This is a genomic window from Pseudomonas sp. HP_08 (assembly GCF_055284095.1).
The window spans coordinates 17,743-33,443 of record NZ_JBTOQC010000016.1 but is presented as its reverse complement, the minus strand read 5'-3'; the positions used below and the strand labels follow the sequence as shown (position 1 = coordinate 33,443).

The 15,701-nt window shown below is 59.4% G+C and carries 15 protein-coding genes; all 15 read left to right on the top strand.

Features of this window, described 5'->3' with window-relative positions; translation table 11 throughout:
• Positions 1-20: 20 nt before the first annotated feature.
• The 15 genes from ACYAS9_RS16045 to ACYAS9_RS15975 all read left to right on the top strand — a co-directional run bounded on the left by ACYAS9_RS16045 (position 21) and on the right by ACYAS9_RS15975 (position 15,696).
• Positions 21-221 carry a hypothetical protein gene (locus ACYAS9_RS16045; RefSeq protein WP_463569262.1) on the top strand — a complete coding sequence of 67 codons (201 nt, stop codon included), beginning with the start codon at positions 21-23 and terminating at the stop codon, positions 219-221.
• A 160-nt stretch (positions 222-381) separates the two neighbouring features.
• Positions 382-972: a type 4 pilus major pilin gene (locus ACYAS9_RS16040; protein WP_463569261.1), complete on the top strand. Its 591-nt coding sequence runs from the start codon at positions 382-384 to the stop codon at positions 970-972.
• Positions 973-988: 16 nt separating this feature from the next.
• Positions 989-1,876, top strand: coding sequence for an ATPase, T2SS/T4P/T4SS family (locus ACYAS9_RS16035; RefSeq protein ID WP_463569260.1), 888 nt, complete (start codon positions 989-991; stop codon positions 1,874-1,876).
• Between the two features lie 39 nt (positions 1,877-1,915).
• Entirely contained in the window at positions 1,916-2,326 is a 411-nt protein-coding gene (locus tag ACYAS9_RS16030) for a hypothetical protein (protein WP_463569259.1), read from the top strand.
• A 51-nt stretch (positions 2,327-2,377) separates the two neighbouring features.
• Entirely contained in the window at positions 2,378-3,598 is a 1,221-nt protein-coding gene (locus ACYAS9_RS16025) for a hypothetical protein (protein WP_463569258.1), read from the top strand.
• Between the two features lie 57 nt (positions 3,599-3,655).
• Positions 3,656-5,320, top strand: coding sequence for a putative bifunctional diguanylate cyclase/phosphodiesterase (locus ACYAS9_RS16020; RefSeq protein ID WP_463569257.1), 1,665 nt, complete (start codon positions 3,656-3,658; stop codon positions 5,318-5,320).
• Positions 5,320-5,775 carry a lytic transglycosylase domain-containing protein gene (locus ACYAS9_RS16015; protein ID WP_463569256.1) on the top strand — a complete coding sequence of 152 codons (456 nt, stop codon included), beginning with the start codon at positions 5,320-5,322 and terminating at the stop codon, positions 5,773-5,775. The genes ACYAS9_RS16020 and ACYAS9_RS16015 overlap by 1 nt, the downstream gene beginning before the upstream one ends.
• Before the next feature lie 15 nt (positions 5,776-5,790).
• Complete coding sequence (locus ACYAS9_RS16010; protein WP_463569255.1) at positions 5,791-6,282, top strand: lytic transglycosylase domain-containing protein; 492 nt, start codon at positions 5,791-5,793, stop codon at positions 6,280-6,282.
• Positions 6,283-6,319: 37 nt separating this feature from the next.
• A complete protein-coding gene (locus ACYAS9_RS16005; protein ID WP_463569254.1) occupies positions 6,320-6,754 on the top strand; it encodes a DotD/TraH family lipoprotein in 435 nt (144 codons plus the stop codon).
• Positions 6,751-7,554 (top strand): type IV secretion system DotC family protein, encoded by an 804-nt coding sequence (locus ACYAS9_RS16000; protein WP_463569253.1) that lies wholly within the window; start codon positions 6,751-6,753, stop codon positions 7,552-7,554. The genes ACYAS9_RS16005 and ACYAS9_RS16000 overlap by 4 nt, the downstream gene beginning before the upstream one ends.
• On the top strand, positions 7,551-8,732 hold the full coding sequence (gene traJ, locus ACYAS9_RS15995; protein ID WP_463569252.1) for a plasmid transfer ATPase TraJ: 1,182 nt from the start codon (positions 7,551-7,553) through the stop codon (positions 8,730-8,732). The genes ACYAS9_RS16000 and traJ overlap by 4 nt, the downstream gene beginning before the upstream one ends.
• 36 nt (positions 8,733-8,768) lie before the next feature.
• A complete protein-coding gene (locus ACYAS9_RS15990; protein ID WP_463569251.1) occupies positions 8,769-8,987 on the top strand; it encodes a hypothetical protein in 219 nt (72 codons plus the stop codon).
• Positions 8,988-9,080: 93 nt separating this feature from the next.
• Complete coding sequence (icmT, locus tag ACYAS9_RS15985) at positions 9,081-9,371, top strand: IcmT/TraK family protein (RefSeq protein ID WP_463569250.1); 291 nt, start codon at positions 9,081-9,083, stop codon at positions 9,369-9,371.
• 3 nt (positions 9,372-9,374) lie between these two features.
• Positions 9,375-15,320: an LPD7 domain-containing protein gene (locus tag ACYAS9_RS15980; RefSeq protein WP_463569249.1), complete on the top strand. Its 5,946-nt coding sequence runs from the start codon at positions 9,375-9,377 to the stop codon at positions 15,318-15,320.
• Between the two features lie 22 nt (positions 15,321-15,342).
• Positions 15,343-15,696 (top strand): conjugal transfer protein, encoded by a 354-nt coding sequence (locus ACYAS9_RS15975; RefSeq protein ID WP_463569248.1) that lies wholly within the window; start codon positions 15,343-15,345, stop codon positions 15,694-15,696.
• Positions 15,697-15,701: the final 5 nt, after the last annotated feature.

Sequence of the window (15,701 nt, the reverse complement as noted above, 5' to 3'; positions counted from 1 at the left end):
CCGTGTTTCGAGATAAAAATATGCTTATCAAAGAGCCTGAAATTGCCTTGGCTGTGGCAGAAGCGTTAAACAAACATCGCGGTAGCTTGAGTCGCTGGGAAATACGGTTTTTGGTCCGGTTGCTCACCGGCTATCAAGACAATTCACGTTTGAGCATCATTCAAAAGATGAAAGTCATACCGATTCTCGAGCGGCTTGGCTGCCTGAAAACACACGCTTAATCCTTCTACAGAACGACTTGTACGCCTTCCTGGCGTTCCCCATGTGTGTTCTGCACCTATGTCTTTAGGGCAGAACATACCACCCATTAAGCATCACCCCTCGCAACACCCATCCCCTGGCCATCTGGCCGGATCTTTGTCGTACCTCAAGGAAACTGTCATGCAAAACACTCAAGTCATTACTTCGAGCGGCGTACTGCTGGGCTTCAAAAAGACCAAAAACAACAAGCAGCGAGGCTTCTCATTGTCGGAGTTCGCCATCGTGATCCTGCTGGCCAGCCTGCTGGCCGGGTTGGCGGCTCTGATCCTGCCGGGCGTCCTGGCCGGTATCCGGGCCAACAAGATCATCAACGAACTCAACGTGGCCATCCCGGCCATTCAGACGGCCTATCAGAACAAGACCTCTTATACGGGCCTGACCACCGCGCAGGTTGCGCAAAACGGTTGGGTGGGCAGCGGCTTTACCGAGGTGACCAATAACGTACCCACCGGCAACCTGATTACCCAGTGGGGCACCCTGACCTTTGCCACCGCGGCCACCAACACCCGCGTCGTCGGCACCCTGAACAACGTGCCGACCCGTGAGTGCATCAAGATTGCCAACACCTTCACCGCTGACCAGTACCTGGCCGCCACCGTCAACGGCACGGCGGTCAAATCGGGCGTCAACTTCATGGACCTGACCGCCGTCGGTACCCAGTGCAGCAGTACCCAGACCAACATCATCACCTTCACGTTCGGACGTGCCTGACGAAGAGGGGCCGGCCATGAGCATGCCCCTGATCACCGACGTTCACCTGTCTACCGATGGTCGCGGTCCCACGATCCTGTTTCCCGGTCAATTGCCTGCCCAGCCCGAGCATCAGGACCTGGTGCAACAGCTGGTCAGCGCAATCAAGGAACAGCCGCAGCATAAGAAGCTCCTGCTGAGTGATGGCAGTCCCTGGCGTGTGCAACGCATGCGCGAGGGCCGCTATGCCTTGCGTCAATTGCGCGACCACTGCCCGGACCTGGATGCACTGGGCTTACCGCAGTGGGTCAAGGCGTTGTTGCTGGGTGCCCGGATGCGCGAAAGCGGGGGATTGATTCTGATCTTCGGTCTGACCGGCGCCGGTAAAACCGTGACGTTTTCAGCCACCGTGGCCGCGCGACTGCGGCTGTTCGGCGGTTATGCGCTGACCCTTGAGGATCCTCCCGAGGATCCACTGGAAGGCGCACACGGCAGTGGGTACTGCGAGCAGCTCGATGTGGCTGAACTGGGCGGTTTCGACCAGGCCATTCATGCCGCCTTGAGGTGCTTCCCGGCCAAGGACGCCTCGATGCTGGGCTTTGGTGAAGTGCTGAGCAGCCACGCGGCGGCTCAGCTGTTTCGCCTGGCCAGCGACGGGCACCTGGTACTGGCCACCGTGCATGCCAAGACCATTCCAGCCGGGCTTGAACGCCTGGCTGCCTTGGCCCGCGCCGCCGGTGAGGCGAATGCCAACGAGTTGCTGGCCACCAGCCTGCAACTGGCCATTCATCAACGATTCGACGCCAATGGCCGTCTGGTCGTGTCGGCCCTGCCGCGTGAAAACACATGTATCGCGCACATCGGTCGAGGCGAGTACGCCGCGCTCAATCAGCATGTGGACCGGGTCCAATTCAGTCATCTGTGACAAGCGTGATCCCTACGAACACGACCCAGAGAAATACGTATGAATACATCACCGAAACCCTACTTTTTACCAGCTGAGCTGCACTTGGCACTGGCAAACGAGCGAATTTCAGTCAGTCCAACTGGTGAACCGCCGGGGCACGGCGCTGACTTCTATGCATTTGCATTCGACCGCTTGCAAGAAGATCGAGTGAATGCCTTTGGCGGTACGCCCTGTGAGGCAGTGGCCTATGTGCTCTCGCGGTTGGACAAGCCCTGGAGGATGGTCGCCGCTGACGAGTCGAGTCCTGATGCGGCTGTGGCGGCTATCCAGTTCGCCCTTAACGATGAGGATGGCCTGCAGTTCCTGCAACTTTGGAACGAAGGTGATTTCGATGCGATCCGCCGCGAGTGGCCGGACGCGCCTGAAGACGTTTTCATCGGTGCTGACCCGCTCTACAAGCCTGCCTGATCGCTTCTTGATCCTTCGCTTTGCCTCTCTTTCAATTTCCAGGATTGCTCTATGACGCAACCATTGCTCTGCGCGCGTTTGCCACCCAAACGCGTGCAAAAAGGTTTTCTACTCCCTCAACTGGCCGTGGCCGTCATCATCGGATCGCTGGCCATGGCCTACGCCGGTAACCACTACTGGCGAACCACGCTCGATCAGAACCGCGACGACAAGGCCAAAATGGTCGGGGAGCGACTGGCCAAGGTCAGCGATGCGGTGAAGACCTATGCCACGACCTTTTTCACCCAGATCCAGCTCAACCAACCCATATCGCGCAACGGCTATACGCTGGCTGCGCAACGTGCACTCAGTCCCACCTTGATCGACCTCAATGGCTTGGGTTTTTTGGCTACGAGCGCGACCAACCCGGTGATCTACAACGGGCAGTCGATCGATTACAGCGTGGTCATGCAGGTCAACACACAAAGCGGTTGCAGCGTGCCCAGCTGCAGTCTGCTTTTCAGTGTCATCACCTCAGCGCCGTTACGGGTTCCCGACAGCACCACCCCTGACGTGCGACGGGCCACAATCGCGGCCAATGCCGCCAGTCCAGGTAATGCCGGCGTCGCGCTGCCATCCGCCATGGGCGGCAACCCTAATGTGTTTGTGGCCAATGGCGGCACGGTGTTGACCACCAACCCCAGCGGTGTGGCGGGTCTGGTGGCCATGACCGATGGCTACGACAGCCAGGGCTTCTTCGAATTTCTGCGCCGCGACGGCAGCTTGCCCATGACCGGCACGCTCAACATGCAGGACACCTCAGGTGCCAGGCACAACATCGCCAATGCCAACGACGTCGATGCCGTGAACATGACTGCCTCAAGTGCAGTATCCGGAGAAACCGTCACCTCGAAGGATCGGCTGAAATCGGGTGAATTCTTGCAGCTTGATGGCGTTGCGATTGAAGGCGCTTCTTGCGATCCACGGACCATGGCTCTGGATAGCGGTGGTCTGGCATTGACTTGCCAGAGCCGACGCTGGGCTCGGCTGCGCACGTACCGTTTCGACAAGACAACGATCGGCGCCGTCAATCGCGAGTGTGTTGTCGGTGACCCGGCCAGTCCTCCGCAGTACGACACGTTCACCTACCAGGTGACCTGTGCGGTGCGCTACTGCACACGGGTTTATGGCTACCAGTTCGGCTTGATCAATGAATATGGCCTTGGGTACAACAAGGAACACCCTTATTACTCGCGGCTCGACACCATTCTTGATATCGCCTGTTCCCGCTAAGCCCTCCTTTGGTCATTGACCGTTGCCAGCCGCTCTCCTTCCTTATCGAGGTCTTCCATGTACCGAGAGTTACTCTCCAAGCTTCCGGCTGCCGTGCTGTTTGTGCAGTCTGATCAGGCCAACATCACTTATGCCAACCTCGCTGCAGCGGACTTCTTTTCCCTGACCGATTGGAGCGACCTTAGCGTCCAGGATCTTTTGGCCGATGAAGAACAGCGGCTGCGGTTCAAGACCTTCAATACCGCCGGCGCCGCGCAAGACGGTACCGATGAATTTGCCTTCAAAACCCGCGAACAGGCACACAAGCGTGCGCTGGTTCGACGGTCCCTGATCACCGATGGCATTGCCTACCTGATCCAGGGACTGGACGATGCGCTCAATGGCGTTCCCGGTCCCTGGCATGTGGCCTTGTTCGATCCGCTGACCGATCTGCCCAATCGCGAACTGCTGCGCGATCGCATGCACCAGGCTATTCACACAGTCAGTCGTCTCGATCAAGCCTACCTGGGCGTGCTGTTCATCGATCTGGACCGGTTCAAGCGCATCAATGACACCTTCGGTCATGCTACCGGCGATGCCGTACTGGTCGAGATTGCCCAGCGCCTGCGCAGCTGTGTACGCGAGAGCGACACGGTGGCCCGCCTGGGCGGCGACGAATTTGTCGTACTGGTCTGCAACCTGCGTGACGCCCAGGAAACGGTGATCGTGGCCGAGCGGATTTTGGACGCTTGTGCCCGGCCCATCATGGTGGGTGAAAGCATCTTCCAGATCAGTGCCAGCGTCGGTGTCGCGGCCTGGCCCACAGACGGCACTACGGTTGACGAGCTGCTGCACAACGCCGATATGGCCATGTACAGCAGCAAGGGCGATGGCCGCAACACGTTGCGGTTCTTCGATGCGCAGATGAACGCCAAGGCTGAAGCGCGTGCCCAGTTGGAAGCCGAGTTGAAGGTGGCCCTGAACGAAGGTCACTTCGTCCTGCACTATCAGCCACAGTTTTGTGCTCGCTCCAATCGCATCGTCGCCGTTGAAGCGTTGATCCGCTGGGAACACCCGTCCAAAGGCTTGGTACCGCCGTCGTCGTTCATTCAGGTGGCCGAAGAAACCAATCTGATTACCCCCATCGGCGACTGGGTATTGCGCGAAGCGGTGCAGCAAGGCCGGCGCTGGAAGGACATGGGCCTGGACCTTCGGGTCGCAGTGAATCTGTCCGGTCGCCAATTCGTCGATGCGCTGCCCGAACGGGTCAACGAAGTACTTGCCCAGTACGACTTTCCAGCCTCGCTGCTGGAGCTGGAACTGACCGAAAGCTTCCTAGTGTCGGATACCGACAAGGCCGCGCGCATTCTGCATGCGTTGCGCGACCTGGGCGTGCGGGTGGCCCTGGATGACTTCGGCACCGGCTGGTCGTCGCTCAATTATCTGAAGAACTTCCCGGTCGACACGCTGAAGATTGACCGATCGTTCATCGGCACCACGGCCAGCGAATTCGATGGCCGGATTGTGCGGGCCATCCTGGGCATCGCGCGTGAGTTCAACCTGAGCACTCTGGCTGAAGGCGTGGAAACCCATGAGCAGATGAACAGCCTGCAAGCACTGGGCTGCGATGCCTGGCAGGGCTACTTGCTGTCGTGTGCCATTTCCGCTGATGACCTGACCGAGTTCTGCCGGCTGACCAATATGGCGACCGACCGGTTTGTAATTGTGCCGGAGCCACGCTGATGGACCTTTTGTCGCTGGTCCTTGTGTGTGCACCGTTTGTTTCCGGCAACACCATGATGGCGATCATGAAACATGAGTCTGGCGGCAACCCCTGGGCGATTGGCGTTAACGGCAACCACCGTTTCAAAAAGGCCGACAGCTACCAGGCAGCGGTTAGCGAAGCACGCCGCCTGATCGAGGCCGGGGCCAGCATCGACATGGGGCTGATGCAGATCAACTCCAAAACCATGGTGCGCCTGGGCCTCACCGTCGAACAGGTCTTCGATCCCTGCACCAATGTGTATGCCGGCGGCATCGTGCTCACGCGTAATTACGTCCAGGCACGCAAGACCTACTACAGCGAGCAAGGTGCGCTAACGGCTGCTCTGTCGGCCTATAACACGGGCGATTTTCAACGCGGGGTACGCAACGGCTATGTCGATCGTGTGCTGAAACAAGCGCGTGCCGCGCCATGAGTCAGGGAGATAACCATGAGAATGCTATGGCTCTACCTGCTCCTGTTAATGCCGCTTTCAGCTCAAGCCTTTTGCTTCAAAGAAGCTGGACAACGCTATAAGGTCGACCCGCTCCTGCTGCAAGCCATCGGCATTCAGGAAAGCGGACTGCGCCAAGGTGCGACAAACAAGAATTATGACCGCCAAGGCAAGCTGCTCAGCACCGATTACGGCGTCATGCAGATCAACACCGTCAATGCCAATCGCCTGGTCAGGATGGGGCTGATCAACCAACCCGACGATTTGCTCAAGAACGCCTGTTTCAACGTTCAGGCCGGTGCCTGGGTACTGGCCCAACACTTACGGGTATGCGGCAACACCTGGCGCTGCCTGGGCTCCTACAACGCCGGCTTCAAACCCTCGGCAGCGCAGGAAGCCAAGCGCTTACGGTACGCCCAAAGTGTTCGTGCCTTGTACAACCGGCTCAAGACTCAAAGCCCACCCCCAGCCAACCTGGCCATCCGCTAACGACTGCGTCCTGACAGGGATGTAGGGAGACTTTCCAATGAAACATCTTCTTTTCACTGCCCCTGCGGTGGCTTTGCTGCTGGCTGGCTGTCAGGCGCAGAAACCGGCGACCCCTGATCCTGTTCTCGTGCGCCTGGTTGCTCAGCAACAGGTGCTATGGCAGGAGGGCGCACTCAACACCGTCTCGCCCTTGCCGGCAGACCTGATCCAGGCCAACACCGACCAGGTGTCGGTCAACTGGTCCGGCGATGCCGTGGAGCTGCTGTCACACCTGGCCGTGCAGCGCGGAGCCCGTTTCAACTGGACCGGTGTGCGTTTGCCACTGCCGGTCAACATCCATGTGCGCGGTGTTACCTACCAGAACCTGTTGCAGATGATCCGCATGCAGATCGCCTGGCGGGCTGACCTGCAGCAGATGCCCAGCCAGTTGATGCTGGCTTTCATGCCGGCGCAGCTACCGGAGCGACCATGAAACGATCGCTGCTGATTCTGGCCCTGCTGCAGGGCCTGATGGGCTGTGCCCAGATGCAGACAAACCGCACACCGGATGCGCCGGCGGGCATGGACAGTTACCTCAACCCTGACAAGCCGGATGCTTCGCAAGTGTCCGACACCCGTCGCCAGTTGCTCGAGGAAGCCGGCCATACCCTGGGCTTTCGCGGCGGCAAGGCCGAACGGGCCTGGGAACTGCGGCAGACGCTCGATGCACGCTTTGGGCGGCTGGAGATCCTCTATGACTTCAAGACCCTGATCAGCAAGCAGGGCTGGTTGCCGCCGGTGATCGATGAGGCCATCGACGTGGCTCATATCACACCCAACCAGATTCGCACCTCACACCAGGTGTACGAAATCGTGGTGCCGGAACGCTTCGTCAGTAACCCACCCTCCTGGCGCACCTGGTTGCTGGCCGGACTGTCGACGACCAGGCCCGATGGACCCGAGTCATCGGTGATGCCGGAAAACAGTGTGCAGAAAGCGTTATGGCAAGCCTCGATCAAGAAAGGCTGGGCCGAGGGCCGCGAGAGTGCCGACCATATCCTGGAAGCCAACTTCAACCGCCTGAACCGCGACTACCGGGGCATGTTGCTGTACTCGCAGCTGCTGAGACAGGGCTTCATCACGTTGCCAGTGGTCAGCGATCAGCAACAGACGGTCACCGGCGACCGGCAGAAGCTGATGACCGGGGATCGGGTGCGCACGATCAAGGAAAACGCAGGCTTTGTGCCGGACAAGACCCAATGGAAACCTGTGATCAGGAAGGACAAGCCATGAGTGAATTGGAAGCAAAAAGCGAAGCGGCAACGTTCACCCCGTATCCCTTTGAGGGTGGTGTCACTGCCAACTCAATGCGCGACTTTTTCGTCTGGTGTGCGCGGCAAAACATCAGCGACATTCATGTCCAGGGCGGCAACCACCTGGTGGTCGACCACTACGGGCGTAAGCGCCGGGCCAGCGGCTTCGCCCTGGCCGACGACACGCTGTCCAAGGTGATCGACGAGATCTTCAACCCGGAGATCCGGGCCACCGTACGGGGTGGTCGCCCGGTCGACCGTGCCTTGCAGCTGGATGGCGACATGTATCGACGCTATGGGCTGGAGCGTGGCGAGCGGTTGCGCTTTCGCTGCAACTTCGTGCAGGCCACAGCGGGACGCATGGACACCACCCTGGCCCTGACGATGCGGATCATCCCGTCGTTGATTCCTGACCTGATGCAGATGGGCATTGAGGCGGATCTGTTCGATGCGCTGTTACCGCCCAATGGCTTGGGCATCTTGGGTGGTATCACCGGCTCCGGCAAAAGCACCCTGGCCGCTGCAGCCTACCGCTACTGCCTCAACACCGATCCGGACCGCAAGATCACCACGCTGGAAGATCCGATCGAGTATGTGCTGGGCCAGCCCGACGACATCCTGCCCCCAACCCAACTGCAAATCGGACGTGATGTGGGAGGGTACGCCGAGGGCATCCGCGCTGACCTGCGTCGTGCACCGTCCATCATCGGCATCGGTGAGATGCGCGATTTTGAGACTTTCCAGGCCGGTGTGCTGGCCGGCCAGTTGGGCCACTTCAACCTGACCACTATGCACATCCACTCACCGGGTGAAGCGATTCCGCGTTGCCTGACCATGGTGCCTTCAGAGATGCGCGAGGCCACGGCCCGCGATCTTCTGGGCGTGCTGCAGTACATCGTGGTGCAGAAGCTGCTGCGCACCGCCGACGGCAAACGCCAGGCAGTACGTGAGTACATCGTCTTTGATGATCCTCTGCGCGCCAAGCTGGGCGACATGCCGTACACCCAATGGGGTCAGCATATCGACGGCATCATTCGCATCGAGAAACGGCGTATTGCCGACCAGGCCTGGGCGCTTTATCAGCATGGAAAGATTGAACGAAAAGAGCTGAAAGAGGCCATGACCAGCCATCAGGTGCATGAGTTTGAGCACCCATAGACCGCTAGGCTCACTCGATTCCAAGGAGGAATACCCGTGTACGCTACCTACCGAAATTGCAGCAAGCTCGATCAAAAGGCTTTTCTGGACATTGTGGAGCTGGTCAGTAGCAGCACGGCTGATCAGGTCTGGGACATGTACTGCTGTGCTTCATGCTTTGTGCAAAGGGACATTGAAAGCGCTGTCCGGTTGATGATCGGCCAAGGCAATACCTCGTTCTCCAGGCATTTCCCGCAACTCTGTAACCACGCCTGACCCCCTACCTTTTCCGAAAACTGCGCTGACACCGACTGTTGCCCCAAGGCGACGGTATGGCTGTGCCTGGCGACTTTTCAGTGAGTGTTTCGCATGGACACGATAAAGAAGGCCGACCTTGAGGCCGGCTACTGGCGCAACGCGTCACGACTGCTGCACATCTACGGCGTCCCGGCGCCGCTGTTCCTGCTGTACATGCTCTGGTTTCGATTTCCCGCCTTCAACACCGTGTACGTGGTGACCGCCGTGATCATCGCGTTTCGCGTGCTTTCGCATTTTGGCTGGACGCTCAAGGTCCTGATGGCCCGCCTGGTGTACCTGGTGCGGGGCAACAAGCTGTCCGGTCGTCCGTGGTGGTACCGACGCTTCACCGAGAAGGACTAAAACATGGCATTGTCATTTGATAGAGCCGAAGAACTGATCGTCGAGTTTTGCCGGACCTATCCGCAAGCTTCTACGATCAATTTCAACCTTTACGAAACCCAGGAAGAGATTTATGGAAGACAAGCCACAGTTGAACGAGAAGGAAGAATTTACGGTTCGTATCGTGCGCAATCCGGGCGGGCCGATTTTGCCATTGCCAATTGCGAAACGGACGAAGAGTTTAGAAGAACTCTTAGACACGAAGTCCTCGGGCACTTTGGAATTAATACGTTCAACCCACGAGAAAAACTCGCGGTCCTAGAAGCACTCATCACCTCCCACGCCGAACCTACGCTAGCGCCTTTATGGGCAGATGTGGATCGGCTTTATCCTGCACTCACCGATCTGCGTAAAGCTGAAGAAGTCTTTGCGTTTGCCTGTGAAGCCATTGAGCCGAAGAACAGGGCAATCATCAGCCACGGGATTCGCTCCTTTGATGAAGCTTGCCTTTCACGCACACGGCCAATGACGGCCCAGGATCTGGCCAACGTCACGGCCATGGTGGCCGAGGGGCTGCACGACCGTACACGTTGGCAACACACCTTCCCCGCTTCTGATTCTGCACAGTTCAAGCAGGATAACCCCCCGAAAACCTCACAATTCCCGGTCTGGCTGGCTGTGCCGCACGAAGATCGCGAAAAAGTGCGCCAGAGCGCTGGATCACTACCTGATGGTCGCCCTGCTGTTGCTTACGATCAGGAGGCCAGGCTGTGGTTTGCGCAGCCTGGCTGCGACCTCAATCGCGTCACTGAGTGGTTTCCTGACCGCAGCCGCCGGGCAGGCGGAGGCGATCCGCACGGCCAGTTCCTTGATGCCCTGACCGAGGCAGGCCTTGTTATCAAGGGCATGCCGATCATGGACGGCACCAAGCAGCGGGTGTCGACGGTCGATGGCAAGCCTGGCAATAAAAGCGGTGCGTACTGTGGCTTTCTGGATGGTCGCGCTGCGGGCTGGATGATCAATTACCACCGGGCCAATTCGGCCAGGGACGTCATCAAGTGGGTGGCCACAGGCGGTGATTCCGATCCGCTGAACTCATTGCACATCCGTGCCGGAGCCAGGCAATCCCAGGAAGACTCGGCTCGTGAGCGTGCCGCTTTGCATGAGCAGAACACGCAAGCGGCCAAACGGCTGTACGACAAATTACCCGGAGCCGACCCCGCGCATCCCTACCTGGTGCGTAAGGGAATCCCCCCTACGCACGACCTTCGTCAAACACGAAACGGCGCCCTGGTGGTGCCGTTTTTTAATGCCCAGGGATTGTTCAAAACCCTGCAGTACATCCCCGAAACCGGCGACAAGTACCTGTTCAAGGATGCCCCCAAACACGAGCACTTCCTCGTGGTGGGAGGGCCGCTCAACCCCGCGCAACCGATCTTGTACGCCGAAGGCTATGCCACCGCGCGCAGCCTGAACCTGGCCACCGACCTGCCGGTGGTGATGACCATCGATGCCGGAAACATGGTTGCTGTGGCCAAGGTGCTGAACGAGCACTACCCCGGCAGTCGGCACCTGTTCATGGCCGATTTCGACCACGCCAAGCAAGAAAACAAAGGGTTGGTCATGGCCACCCAGGCCGCCAAGCAAGTTGGCGGGCACGTCCTTTACCCCGCTTTCAACGCCGACGAGATCGCTCGCGGCTTTACCGACTTCAACGACCTTCATCAGTCCCGAGGCCTGGACGCCGTGCGCGAACAGACCGCGTCGCTGATTTATCGGCATGACGAGGTGCCTTCCATGCAAGACAACACTACGCGCGAAACCCCAGACGCAGCCCTCAGCGCCGATCAGAACCGGGTGACCGACCAGGCAGGCCAGGTAGTGCCGGTGACCACGGCGCAGTTTGAGCCGTTCAAGGACGACGCTCCGAAAGGACCGGCTCCAGAGGTTGAACCGTACAAGGGCGATGTACCGGCAGAACCGGCTCCAGAGGTTGAGCCGTACAAGGGTGATGTACCGGCAGGGCCGGCTCCAGAGGTAGAGCCCTATAACGTTCAGTCGCCAATCACTCCTGAGTCTGCCGCTGCACACGTACTGAGGACCGCCCGAGCTGCAGGTTTTGAGCCTGAGCTCTTGCCCCAGGCACAGCAGGAGTTGAGGCGGTTGCTTTCCGAAGGGCTGGGACCCTTGGTGGACGGCACTGAAGGTGCCAAACCTCAGTTCGAGGTGCCTGTTCTGTGGACGGGACAAACAGAAACAAGACACTACGTTGTCCAGGAAGGGGTGTTGGAGCCTGCAGGCGACCGAAAGCCTGAGATTTTTTCTGTTTATGCTCAAGATCACGACGCACGCTTTGCCTGGGTTGCCGACTTTGACTCACAACAGCAATCACAGGCGTTTGTAGCGAAGCTACAGCAGATCGATACAGATGCACGTCGTGACTGGGATAAACCGTCTGAGCCGACTCCCGCTGCGTCACCTGTGGCAATTGCCGATTCTGCCAACGCGGTACCGCAGAGTGCACCGGCAGAGATCCACCTCGCCGGCGTCAACTATTCCGAACTGGTTCTTGTACACGCAACACCGCGGATGCCCACCGTCAATGCTGACGGCAGTGTCGATATCAACAGCGCCTTTCACAATGCCGGCGGCTTTGATCAGAAGCCTGATTACTCACAGGTTGAAGGCCGCAAGCCGCAAGACGTTACGACCCGTGCATCGGTGCATTTCACCTTGCAGGACCCGGTGAGCGACCATGCCTACGGTAAATTCGAAGGCCGTGAATTCACAATCTATGGACGCCTTAACAGTGCCGTCGAGGCAAATGGCGCGCCTGAATCGCTGCTGACGTCCGACACCGCATTTTTTGCGCCGGATAAGCCCGTGACTCTGCCCGATGCCGTCGTGGTCCAGCTCGACCTGGCAGGCAAGCTCAATGAAAACGAGTTTGCCCGGCCCGTCGACGGTGGCTGGCTGGTGGCAACGGCTATCACCGAGCAGAACCGCTCCCAGGCTGAGCAACTGCTGACCGGCACGGAAATGAACAATCCAGGGCTGGGTGCCCTGGAAACCCTCACTTATCTTCGAGGCGCTGAAAACGGCGCGGCCGCCGGCGCCGAAGTGTCCAAAACACTCGCGCTGAACAGCCTAAATGCACCGACCATCAACAAAGCCATGGGCGTGCGCCATGGGAGCAAGATCGGTTTCGATGGCTGGGCCTCATTTGCAGCGCTGGAAACGTTCAAGAACGCACTGCCTGTCTCGGAAGCCGAAAAGGCCGCGATTGTTGTGGGCCGGCACGACTCCACCGATGGCGACAAGCTGAACACCTATTTCCGTGTGTCACGCACCGAAGGCCTGTCCGATATCACCCAGAGTAAAAATCCAGCCATTGCTGCATTCGCTGGGCAGCTGATTAACAGCGAGCTGCACCAGGTCATGCGCAAGCACGAGATCCTGGCTGAACTGGCGAGCGAGCCCTACGTGCTGCGCGATGACAATGGTGTCTCCAGCCGTGGCATGGCGGCATCGATCTTTGATAAACAGGAGCCGTTCTACCAGTCGCCCAAGCTTGGCCAGGTTTCGCAAGCGGATGTGCTGCAAGCCATCGCCGGGGCAGAGCCGGCACAGATCCAGGCCATCCAGCAAAACCTGCTGAGTCGTGGCCTGCACACAGACGACATGCGCAACGGCGATGCGAAACTGGCTGAAGCGTTGGGTATTGTGGCTCCGCAGCAGACAACCAGTCAGGCACCGCTACCAGGCTCACCCGGTGCGCAGCCGTCTCTGGGGCCAGATGTGCCACCGCCGATGCCCACTGCGCAGGTCAGTCTGCAATCACCGCTGCCAGGCTCACCTGGTGCGCAGCCGTCTCTGGGCCCGGATGTGCCACCGCCGATGCCTAATGCGCAGGTCAGTCTGCAACCGCCGCTGCCAGGCTCACCTGGTGCGCAGCCGTCTCTGGGGTCGGACGTACCACCGCCGTATCCTGATGCGGCGACAAGTCCTCAACCACCACTGCCCGGTTCGCCAGGTGCACCGCTGCCATTAGGGGCAGATGTACCACCGCCATTTCCTGACACCGTTGTGACACCCGCGCTGCCTGATGTGCAGGTTGTGCCTGAGAAAACACCGGAAGCTACAGCTACCGGGCCGACAGTTACCGTACCGTTGCGTGACGTTCCTGAAGCCACTGTCGAGCCGGCTGAAGTCATGGTTGCGCCGTCTGTGCCTAAGCCCACGACACCTGTAGCCAGGGATTTTTCGGCAGAAGTGCCTGAACTGCCGGAATTGCCGCGCCGTTCAGCCCAGGAAAACGAAGTGCCGGCACAGGCTGTCGCTGACACGATCCATGTCGGCGCACCCATCGGCAAGGACACGCCGGATGTCGCAAAGCCAACCGGCGATATCGACAAGGATGCACTGCTGGCCCGCATTACCCGCGAGCCACAAGGCGACACGGTCCTGTACAAGCTCGATGCGGAACCGGCGTTTCATGACCGTGGATCACGCCTGGAGATGGTGCCCGGTGCTGGCCAGAGTGACGAAAAGGTCATGGCCGCGTTGCTCACGGCTGCCCAGTTCTATCGGGGGCAGATCGAGCTGACCGGCAGCGATGCGTTCAAGGCCAAAGCCATCGATCTGATTGCGCGACACCAGATCAACGTCACCATGAAAAACCCGGTGCAACAGATGATGCTGGACCAAGCCCGCGAACGTCTGGATGTTAAACCTGCAGTGCCAGAGGCGGTGCATGGCGTCACACCGCCGCCATACGAACCCAAGCCGGTAGCTAGCACGGTGCCGATCGAGAAAGCAAGTCGGACCAACGAGTCACTGGCGCCCGTTGCTCAGGCGCAGGCAACGCAATCGGTGGCCGCTCAACCTGCAGCTTCGACGGAGCGAAAAAACCCAGATGCACCTGCTCCGACCGCACCGCAGGCACAACCTGCCAGGCCTGCACCGTTGCTCGACCCGGCCGTCCACCAGTCGTACCAGGCGGCCAAAGAGGGCATCACCGGCAAGGTCATCAGTTGCGGTCCGGCACCGTTCCGTTTCCAGGCCGACAATGCTGAAAGCATCCATATCAAGCTGCGGACCAAGGCCGGCACGCAAACGTTCTGGGGGAGGGAGCTGGCCGGATTGATCCGTGAAACACGCATTCAGCCAGGCAAGATGTGCACCCTGCAGTGGCTGGGACAACAATCGGTCGTGGTGAATGCTCCTGTAAAAGAAAATGGGATCACGGTTCGCTTCGAAGAAAAAACGGCTCATCGCAATCAATGGTCGCTGGCATTGGTTAACGGCCCCACCGTTCGCACAGGCACGGACGAAGGCGTCAAGCTGGGCGCTTACGATGCTTCGCGCTTTGCCATGATCCAGAACTCGGTGATGGCTCAGCTCCAGGTGCCGATCGAGGCGCCTGTCTTGCCCAGGGACGGACTGTTCTGGATGACGCCAAATGGCCAGGGCAGTGCCAAGACGGGTGACGAACTCTCAGCGCCGCGTCCGCAGGTCGACGCCGAAAACGCCGGCAAGCTGGTCATGAGCAGTTGGTCGCAGGACGGGCATCTGGACATGGCGCTGTTTCGCGGGGACGGCCCGTATTTGCAGGGTGTCGTGCGTCAGGAAGATCGTTACCAGCATGTGCTGGTCAGTCTGCCCGCGCAGCAGGGATCACCGGCGATGGTGTTCAACACGGTCACTGAGCACGGTCTGATCCCTATTGGTACCGGCAACGGCATTAACCGCTCCGGCGGGCAACCGGTCCAGCGCGACCATGTGGCCTTCAAGCTCGAGGGTGATGCAGCCACACGTATTGCCAAACTGGACTTCCCCGCGCAATTGCCACCGGCCTTGCACAACCGCCTGGGCTTCAACGAGCGCTACAAGGATGACAACGCACTCCCAAAGTCACCGGCGCCGGCAGCGGCACCGTCGGCCAAACCCAACGAAATGCGCCCTGCGTAGAGTCTGACACGAGGAAAATCCTATGTTGAAGAAAAGCACGTGTATTGCGTTGCTGACGGTGACCTGCTGCCTGCCGGCCATTGCCAACGCGGCCACCTGCCGTGCCGGTCAGGCTGCCCAGGCGGGCAGTCAGGCCGGCTACGACCAGGCCAAGCGCGCCGATGAAGCCTGGGCTGAGCGCGAGCGCACTGTCTCCGATCAGCTGCAAGGCTGCCTGTCGCGTATCCAGACCACCAGCATCAGCCTGCCGTCCTTTCCGAGCCTGCAAAGCATCATGACGCAGGTGTCGGAAAAGATCTGTCAGGCCGCCGTGGACAAGATCAACAGCCATATCCCCAGCAGCATGGATCCCTGGCAACAGGCTCAGTTTCCTTGAGGGGA

Coding starts and splice junctions, on each gene's coding strand:
- ACYAS9_RS16045 (WP_463569262.1), top strand. CDS start 21: ATGCTTATCAAAGAGCCTGAAATTGCCTTGGCTGTGGCAGAAGCGTTA.
- ACYAS9_RS16040 (WP_463569261.1), top strand. CDS start 382: ATGCAAAACACTCAAGTCATTACTTCGAGCGGCGTACTGCTGGGCTTC.
- ACYAS9_RS16035 (WP_463569260.1), top strand. CDS start 989: ATGAGCATGCCCCTGATCACCGACGTTCACCTGTCTACCGATGGTCGC.
- ACYAS9_RS16030 (WP_463569259.1), top strand. CDS start 1,916: ATGAATACATCACCGAAACCCTACTTTTTACCAGCTGAGCTGCACTTG.
- ACYAS9_RS16025 (WP_463569258.1), top strand. CDS start 2,378: ATGACGCAACCATTGCTCTGCGCGCGTTTGCCACCCAAACGCGTGCAA.
- ACYAS9_RS16020 (WP_463569257.1), top strand. CDS start 3,656: ATGTACCGAGAGTTACTCTCCAAGCTTCCGGCTGCCGTGCTGTTTGTG.
- ACYAS9_RS16015 (WP_463569256.1), top strand. CDS start 5,320: ATGGACCTTTTGTCGCTGGTCCTTGTGTGTGCACCGTTTGTTTCCGGC.
- ACYAS9_RS16010 (WP_463569255.1), top strand. CDS start 5,791: ATGAGAATGCTATGGCTCTACCTGCTCCTGTTAATGCCGCTTTCAGCT.
- ACYAS9_RS16005 (WP_463569254.1), top strand. CDS start 6,320: ATGAAACATCTTCTTTTCACTGCCCCTGCGGTGGCTTTGCTGCTGGCT.
- ACYAS9_RS16000 (WP_463569253.1), top strand. CDS start 6,751: ATGAAACGATCGCTGCTGATTCTGGCCCTGCTGCAGGGCCTGATGGGC.
- traJ (WP_463569252.1), top strand. CDS start 7,551: ATGAGTGAATTGGAAGCAAAAAGCGAAGCGGCAACGTTCACCCCGTAT.
- icmT (WP_463569250.1), top strand. CDS start 9,081: ATGGACACGATAAAGAAGGCCGACCTTGAGGCCGGCTACTGGCGCAAC.
- ACYAS9_RS15980 (WP_463569249.1), top strand. CDS start 9,375: ATGGCATTGTCATTTGATAGAGCCGAAGAACTGATCGTCGAGTTTTGC.
- ACYAS9_RS15975 (WP_463569248.1), top strand. CDS start 15,343: ATGTTGAAGAAAAGCACGTGTATTGCGTTGCTGACGGTGACCTGCTGC.